Source organism: Brachybacterium sp. B718/18 (assembly GCF_055454375.1).
The window spans coordinates 227134-234687 of sequence record NZ_JBVDDO010000005.1 but is presented as its reverse complement, the minus strand read 5'-3'; the positions used below and the strand labels follow the sequence as shown (position 1 = coordinate 234687).

The following is a 7554-nucleotide window of genomic DNA, read 5'->3' as shown; positions in this document are numbered from 1 at the left end:
GGGGCCGCGGGACGGTGGCCACGCTCACGCGCGGCCGCGGGAGACGGCCCGACGGGCCCTCTCCGAGGTCGGATCAGTTGCCGACGCGGAAGCGGAGGTAACCGGTGACGGTGCCGCCGGCGGCCTCGACGATCTTGCCGACCGTCTGCTTCGGGTCCTTGGCGAAGGCCTGGTCCAGGAGGCAGTTCTCCTTGAAGAAGCCGTTCAGCCGGCCCTCCACGATCTTCGAGAGCGCGGCCTCGGGCTTGCCCTCGTTCTTCGCGGTCTCCTCGGCGATGCGACGCTCGTCGGCGACGATGTCCGCGGGGACCTCGTCACGGCTGAGGTACTTGGGGGTGAACGCGGCGATGTGCATCGCGACGTCCTTCGCGACCTCGGCACCCGCGGCGTCGGTGGCCACGAGCACGCCGACCTGCGGGGGCAGGTCCTTGTTGGTGCGGTGCATGTAGGAGGTGACGACCTCGCCGGAGACGCGGCCGATGCGACGCACCTCGATCTTCTCGCCCATGGTGGCGCCGGCGTTGGTCAGGGCCTCGCCGAAGGGGGTCTCGGCGAGCTCCGCCGGCTCGGTGGCGCCGGACTCGACGGCGGCGGCCACGGCCTCGTCGCCGAGTGCCACGAACTTGTCGTTCTTGGCCACGAAGTCGGTCTCGGAGTTGATCTCGAGGAGGGTGCCGGTCTGGCCGCCCTCGGTGTCGCGGATGTCGACGGCGATGAGGCCCTCGGAGGCGTCGCGGCCCTCGCGCTTGGCGATGCCCTTGAGGCCCTTGACGCGGATGATCTCGACGGCCTTGGCGCGATCGCCGTCGGCCTCGTCGAGCGCCTTCTTGACGTCGAGCATGCCCGCGCCGGTGGCCTCGCGGATCTCCTTGATGTCTGCTGCCGTGTAGTTGGCCATGTTCCTCTTCCTCATGGGAGCTGTGAGCGGGGACGAGCTGGGCGGACCGGGCCGCCCGTGGAGGGGCCCGGGAGCGACGCTATCGCCCCCGGGCCCGTGCGGTCACTCCGCGGCGGGAGCCTCGGTGGACTCGGTGGCCTCGGCGGCGGGGGTCTCCTCGGCCGGAGCCTCGGCGGCGGGGGTCTCCTCGGCCGCGGCCACGGACTCCTCGGCGGGGGCGTCCTGCTGCTGGACCTCGGACTGCTTGAGCAGCTCCTGCTCCCACTCGGCGAGCGGCTCGGCGTCGACCGCGGAGACGTTCTTCTCGCCGCCGGTGGTCTTCGCGTGGCGCTCCTGCAGGCCGGCGGCCACGGCATCGGCGACGACGCGGGTCAGCAGGGTGACGGAGCGGATCGCGTCGTCGTTGCCCGGGATCGGGTAGGAGATCTCGTCGGGATCGCAGTTGGTGTCGAGGATCGCGACGACCGGGATGCTCAGCTTGTGCGCCTCGTCGACGGCGAGGTGCTCCTTGTTGGTGTCCACGACCCACACGGCCGAGGGGGCCTTGGCCATGTCGCGGATGCCGCCGAGGGTCTTCTCGAGCTTGTCCTTCTCGCGGCGCATCATCAGCAGCTCCTTCTTGGTGCGGCCGGAGGCGGCCACATCCTCGAAGTCGATCTGCTCGAGCTCCTTGAGGCGGTTCACGCGCGCGGAGACCGTCTGCAGGTTGGTGAGCATGCCGCCCAGCCAGCGCTGGTTGACGTAGGGCATGCCCACGCGGGTGGCCTGCTCCTGGATGGACTCCTGAGCCTGCTTCTTGGTGCCGACGAAGAGCACGGTGCCGCCGTGGGCGACCGTCTGCTTCACGAAGTCGTAGGCCTTGTCGATGTACGACAGGGTCTGCATGAGGTCGACGATGTAGATGCCGTTGCGCTCGGTGAAGATGAAGCGACGGACCTTCGGGTTCCAGCGACGGGTCTGATGACCGAAGTGGACGCCGCTCTCCAGGAGCTGGCGCATGGTGACGACTGCCATGATGGTGTCCTCTGTTCTGGGCCTGGGCTCGCACGGCGCGCCCGGTGGGCGTCCGTGGTCATCGCGCAGACCTGCATTCTCGGTTGTCCCCCGCCACCGGATGGTGCGAGGCCTGGTGCCCGGGATGCCGGCCGCCCCGTGCGGTCCGTCGGTGCGAGCACCGGCGGCACGATCGGGGACCGTGGGCCGACGAGCCCTGGTGGGCACGCGAAGTCATCCGGAGAGTCCGGATGCTGGGGGAAGTCTATCCGACCGCCCGGTCCCGGACGGCGCGGGATGCGTCACGTGGCGGCGTGTCCTCGGGACCGTTCCTCCCCAGTACCGCACCGTCCACAGCGCCGCCCTGGCGTACGGCGCAGGGGCGGCCCGCCGGGCACGGTGGGGAGCATGACCGCTGCGCTCTCCCCCGTCCTCCGCTCGCTCGTCGCCCTCGCGTTCCTGGTGACGGTCCTGGGGATGCCGGACGTCGCGCGCGGCGAGGGGGCGCGCTGGCTCTGGCCGCTCCCCGCACCGCACCAGGTGGTGCATCCCTTCGACCCGCCAGAGCACCAGTACGGCGCGGGGCATCGCGGGATCGACATCGCGGTCGCCGCCCCCGGCGCGCCCGTCACCGCCGTCGAGGCGGGGACCGTGCGGTTCGCGGGCTCGGTCGCCGGGCGCGGGGTCGTCTCCGTGGTCCACGCCGACGGGCTGATCTCGACGTACGAGCCGGTCACGGGCTCGGTGAGCGTGGGGCAGGTGGTGGCGGCCGGTGACGTGCTCGGCACGCTCGAGGATCCGGGCGGCGCCTCGCACTGCGCCCCGGCCCTATGCCTGCACCTGGGCGCGAAGCAGGCCGAGGGCTATCTCGATCCGCGGCCCCTGCTGGGCGCGCGCGGCCCGAGCGTGCTGCTGCCGGCGACCGGGGACGAGGACGCCGGTGCGTCCCGCGCTGCCGGGGGCGGCGGAGCCGGACCGCCATCGGGCTCTGTCGGCGGAGCGTCGTCGGGCGCGACGCCCGCGGCGGGGCCCGTCATCGCGGCCGGCACGGGGACCGATCGCGCAGGCGCCCCGCTCCCCGGCGCCTCCCCGGCCTCTGCGGGGCCCGAACGGTGGCCGCGCCCGTCGAGCGAGTGAGCCGCCCCGGGGTTCAGGCCCGGGGGTGGGCCTGCTCGAGGGCGGCGCGGAGCCGTTCCGCGCTCACGTGGGTGTAGATCTGCGTGGTCTGGAGGGAGGAGTGCCCGAGATAGTCCTGGACGCTGCGGAGGTCGGCCCCGCCGTCCACGAGATGGGTGGCGGCGCTGTGCCGGAGCGTGTGCGGGGTGATGTGCCGCGGGATGCCGACGCGGACGGCGTGTTCGTCGACGAGGGTGCGCACCGCGCGGTCGCCGAGCCGGTGTCCCCGCACCCCGAGGAACAGCGCGTCGGTGCGGCTCTCGCCGAGGAGGAGGGTCCGCCCCTCGTGCTCCCAGCGGTCCACGGCGTCCAGGGCCGGCAGCCCGACGGGCACGATGCGTTCCTTGTCCCCCTTGCCGATCACCCGCACCGTGCGCTCTCGGCGGTCGAGGCTGCCACGGTCGAGGGCCACGAGCTCGGACACCCGCAGACCGGAGGAGTACAGCAGCTCGAGCACCGCGGCATCGCGGAGGGCCACGGCGCGGTGGACGGGATCCTCGGGCTGGCCGTCCGGGGAGTGCTCGGAGTCTTGCCCGGAGTCCTGCCCTGAGTCCTGCCCCGAGACGGTCGGGACGCCGCCCCCGTCCGCCACGCGCTCCGGTGGCGCCACCTCGTCGAGGAGGGTGGCGGCCTGCTCGGTCGAGAGGACCGTGGGCAGGTGCCGCCCGCGCCGCGGCGCGCGGAGACGTCCTCCGACGTCGACGGGGATCCGCTCGGTCGCGGCGAGCCAGGTCGTGAAGGTCCGGGCCGCGGCGGCGGAGCGCGCGAGGGTGGACGAGGAGAGGCCGGCGTCGCCCCGCGCGGCGAGCCAGGAGCGCAGGGCCGCCACGTCCAGGTCGACGAGGGGTATCCGCTCGACCTCGTGCAGATGCCGCAGGAGGTCCTCGACCTCCCGCCGGTACGCCCGGACGGTGTGCGGGGACCGCGAGCGCTCGAGCTCGAGATGCCGGACGAAGGCGTCGATCACCTCGTCCTCCCCACCCGGGACGTCCACGGGGCTCGGCCTGTCCATCATGCCCCCAGTGTCCCTCACGCTCTCCGGGCGGCCCGGGAGCCACCCCGCGCCGTCGTCGGGATCGCTCCTCAGCCCGCGGGCGCGCCCCGCGGGCGACTACCTCGCTCGGCCGGGGGCCGCTGCTCAGCGGGATCGTCGGGCGCGATCTCCCTGCACGGTGACCAGTCCCAGCAGCTCGAGCCGGGCGAGCGCGGCGCGCAGCTCCCTCTCCTCGAAGCCGATGTCGTCCGCGAGCAGCGGGAGGGGGCGGCTCGAGCGGGGCGGCACCGCGTCGAGGACGCGGCGGTCCGCGGGGCTGAGGAGGTCCAGCTCGTCCTGCTGGGCGTGGCGCCCTTCCCGCGCGGCGTCCCCGCCGGGGAGCAGGTCCACCACCTCGGCGGGCTCGGTCACCAGCACCGCGCCCCGCTCGCGCACGAGCCGGTGGCACCCCGCACTGGCCGCGGAGGTCACGGGTCCGGGGACCGCGCCGACCGGGCGGGACAGCTCGTCGGCGTGCCGGGCGGTGGACAGCGCACCGGATCGCCAGGATGCCTCGACCACCACCACGGCCCGCGAGAGCGCAGCGATCAGGCGATTGCGGGAGAGGAACCGCCACCGCGTCGGGGCCGTGCCCGGCGGCGCCTCGCTCACCAGCAGGTGCTCACGGGCGATCCGTTCCAGCAGCTCGGTGTTGCCCCGCGGGTAGAGCCGGTCCAACCCGCCGGCGAGCACGGCGAGCGTGTCCCCGTCCCGGGCGGCGAGCGCTCCGCGATGGGCGGCCGCGTCGATCCCGTAGGCCCCGCCCGAGATCACCGGGCAGTGCCGGCTCGCGAGCTCGGCGGCGAAGGACCCGGCCGTGTCCTCCCCGTACGGGGTCGAGGCCCGCGAGCCGACCAGGGCGACGGTGCGGGGGCCGGCGAGCTCGTCGAGCCGTCCGGGCCCGAGCAGCCACAGACAGTGCGGTGCGGTCTCCTGGAGGTCGTCGAGGCCGTCCGGCCACTCGGGGTCCCCGGGGATGATCACGCGGAGCCGGCGGCGGTCCGCGTCCTCGAGCACGGCGTCGAGGTCCAGGCCCGCGAGGCGGCCCCTCCAGCGGACGAGGGCGCGTTCCGCCCGGGCCAGCGGGGCGGACGGGCCGGGCTCGGCGGGGTCGCCCGGCAGCTGGTCGCCGAGCCGGGCGAGGAGCTCGCGGGCGGAGCCGTCGAGGGCGAGCTCGAGGGCCGCGGACGGTCCGAGTCGTTCCCGGGCGAGCAGCGCGAGAGCGTCCTGCGGTTCCGCGACGAGCGACCAGGTCATCCGGGCCCTCCGCTCGTCCGGCGGGGTCACGGCTCCGCCCCGCGGGGACTGCGGTGGGGTGTCGGCGGGGATCATCGATCGGCTCCTCGGCGCAGGGTGAGAGCCTCCCCGATGTGGGAGGCCCCGGGTCGATCCGCTTCGTCGAGGTCCGCGAGGGTCCAGGCGAGGCGGAGCACGCGGTCGTAGCCGCGCAGGGTGAGGCGCCCCTGGGAGAGGGCATGGTCGAGCAGACGCGCCTCTCCGGGGACGGGGGCGAGCTCGCGGCGCAGCAACGGGCCGGGGATCTGGGCGTTGAGGGTCCAGCCCCGTCCCGCGAAGCGCTCACGCTGCCGGCCCCTCGCGGCACGGACCCGGGCGGCGATCAGGGCGCTCGGCTCCCCGGTGGCATCACCGGCGCGGGCGACGTCCACGGGGCCGAGGGTGAGGTGCATGTCCAGGCGGTCCTGCACCGGTCCGGAGAGCCGAGTGAGATAGCGGCGACGTTGCAGCGGGGTGCAGCTGCAGTCCACGCCCTTCCCGATCGCGCGCCCGCAGGGGCACGGGTTCGCGGCCAGCACGAGCTGGAAGCGGGCGGGGTAGTGGACCACGCCGCGGGCGCGGTGCAGGGTGATGTCCCCCGTCTCGAGCGGCTCCCGCAGGGCGTCCAGCACACGGGGCGAGAACTCCGGGGCCTCGTCGAGGAAGAGCACGCCGGCGTGGGCTCGGGAGATCGCGCCGGGCAGCGCGATCCCGGAGCCGCCGCCGACCACCGCGGCCGTGGACGCGGTGTGGTGAGGGCTCTCGAAGGGCGGCTGCAGCCGGAGTCCGCCGCGGGAGTCGAAGCGACCGGCGACGGAGTGGATCGCCGAGACGGTCAGCGCCTCCTCGACGCTCAGCTCCGGGAGGATCGTCGGCAGGCGCGCGGCGATCATCGTCTTCCCCGCACCGGGCGGGCCGACCATCAGCAGATGGTGTCCCCCGGCGGCGGCGACCTCCGCGGCGCGACGCGCCTGCGCCTGTCCGATCACGTCGGCGAAGTCGAGCATGCTCGGCGCCGGGGGCTCGTCCTCGGCGGGGGCGGGGAGCGGCCCGGTCGCCGACGGGGCGAGCGGGGAGACGTCCGCCCCGAAGCGGTGCAGCACCTCGCAGAGGTGTTCGGCGCCCTCCACGGCGAGGCCCTGCACGAGGCGTGCCTCCGCGAGGTTTCCGGCGGGGACGATGGCTCCCGTCATTCCCCGGTCCCGGGCGGCGAGGAGCGCGGGGAGCACTCCCGGCACCGCCCGGAGCCGACCGTCCAGTCCCAGCTCGCCGAGCATCACCGTGTCCGTCGGCGGCGCGACCTGCAGGTCGCCCTGGGCGGCGACGACGGCCACCGCGATCGCCAGGTCGAAGCCGGAGCCGTGCTTCGGCTGCCAGGCTGGGCTGAGGTTCACGGTGATGCGGCGCTGCGCCAGGCCGATGCCGCTGCGGGCGGAGGCCGCGCGGACGCGGTCCCGCGCCTGCAGGGTCGAGGAGTCGGGCAGCCCGACGAGCGAGAAGGCGGGCAGGCCGGAGGAGACGTCCGCCTCGACCTCGACGAGGGTGCCCTGCAGTCCGGTGAGCGTCACGGAGAGGATGCGGGCCTGTCCCATCAGCCGACCCCTGCCAGGTGCTCGAGGGAGAAGCCGCCGTCGAGCTGGGCGTGGACCGCGATCACGTCGATCCGCACATCCTCGTGCGGGGTGGAGCGCTCCATGAGGTACTGCCCGGCGAGTCGTCTCAGGCGGCGCAGCTTGTCCGGGGTGACGGCGGCCTGAGGCACACCGGTGACCAGGGAACGTCGCGTCTTCACCTCGACGAACACCAGGGTGCGGCGGTCCAGGGCGACGATGTCCAGCTCCCCGCGGCCGATCCGGAGGTTGCGCTCGACGACCTGCCAGCCGGTCGCGGTGAGGTGCTCGGCGGCGAGCTCCTCCCCCACCTGGCCGAGCTCGGCCGTGCTCATGCGCCGCACGCGGGCCGCGTCGGGCGCGCGGGCGGGGCCCTCCGGGCGCCGTGCGACGACCGGAACGCGCGGTGCCCCGGGCCCGTCGGCGGCACCAGGGTCGCGAAGGCGGGGCGGACCGGGAAGGTCAGGCGGGCCGGGCGGGCCGGAGGCGAGGCGCGCGCCCGCGGGCTCAGGCGGATCCGGAGGGGCGGCCGCGGGATGCGCTCGGAAGGATGTCGGGGAGCTGGTCAT

At 74.7% G+C, this 7554-nt stretch carries 7 protein-coding genes; 1 reads left to right on the top strand and 6 read right to left on the bottom strand.

What is annotated here, in order from left to right; all coding sequences use genetic code 11:
• Positions 1-73 precede the first annotated feature (73 nt).
• Together tsf and rpsB are read right to left on the bottom strand one after the other, a co-directional pair.
• The gene (tsf, locus tag ACZCAH_RS10280) at positions 74-898 is read right to left on the bottom strand and encodes a translation elongation factor Ts (protein WP_464340980.1); all 825 of its coding nucleotides are present in this window, start codon (positions 896-898) and stop codon (positions 74-76) included.
• Positions 899-1000: 102 nt separating this feature from the next.
• Positions 1001-1912: a 30S ribosomal protein S2 gene (gene rpsB, locus ACZCAH_RS10275; protein WP_464340979.1), complete on the bottom strand. Its 912-nt coding sequence runs from the start codon at positions 1910-1912 to the stop codon at positions 1001-1003.
• 387 nt (positions 1913-2299) lie between these two features.
• Here rpsB and ACZCAH_RS10270 point away from each other — a divergent pair, with 387 nt between their 5' ends.
• Entirely contained in the window at positions 2300-3028 is a 729-nt protein-coding gene (locus ACZCAH_RS10270; protein ID WP_464340978.1) for a murein hydrolase activator EnvC family protein, read from the top strand.
• A gap of 13 nt (positions 3029-3041) precedes the next feature.
• Here ACZCAH_RS10270 and ACZCAH_RS10265 read toward each other — a convergent pair whose 3' ends face one another.
• The 4 genes from ACZCAH_RS10265 to ACZCAH_RS10250 form a co-directional block, all read right to left on the bottom strand.
• Positions 3042-4082, bottom strand: a complete 1041-nt coding sequence (locus ACZCAH_RS10265) for a tyrosine recombinase XerC (protein WP_464340977.1) — start codon at positions 4080-4082, stop codon at positions 3042-3044.
• A gap of 123 nt (positions 4083-4205) precedes the next feature.
• Complete coding sequence (gene dprA, locus ACZCAH_RS10260; RefSeq protein WP_464340976.1) at positions 4206-5432, bottom strand: DNA-processing protein DprA; 1227 nt, start codon at positions 5430-5432, stop codon at positions 4206-4208.
• Positions 5429-6967, bottom strand: coding sequence for a YifB family Mg chelatase-like AAA ATPase (locus ACZCAH_RS10255; RefSeq protein ID WP_464340975.1), 1539 nt, complete (start codon positions 6965-6967; stop codon positions 5429-5431). The genes dprA and ACZCAH_RS10255 overlap by 4 nt, the downstream gene beginning before the upstream one ends.
• The gene (locus tag ACZCAH_RS10250) at positions 6967-7320 is read right to left on the bottom strand and encodes a YraN family protein (RefSeq protein ID WP_464340974.1); all 354 of its coding nucleotides are present in this window, start codon (positions 7318-7320) and stop codon (positions 6967-6969) included. The genes ACZCAH_RS10255 and ACZCAH_RS10250 overlap by 1 nt, the downstream gene beginning before the upstream one ends.
• Positions 7321-7554: the final 234 nt, after the last annotated feature.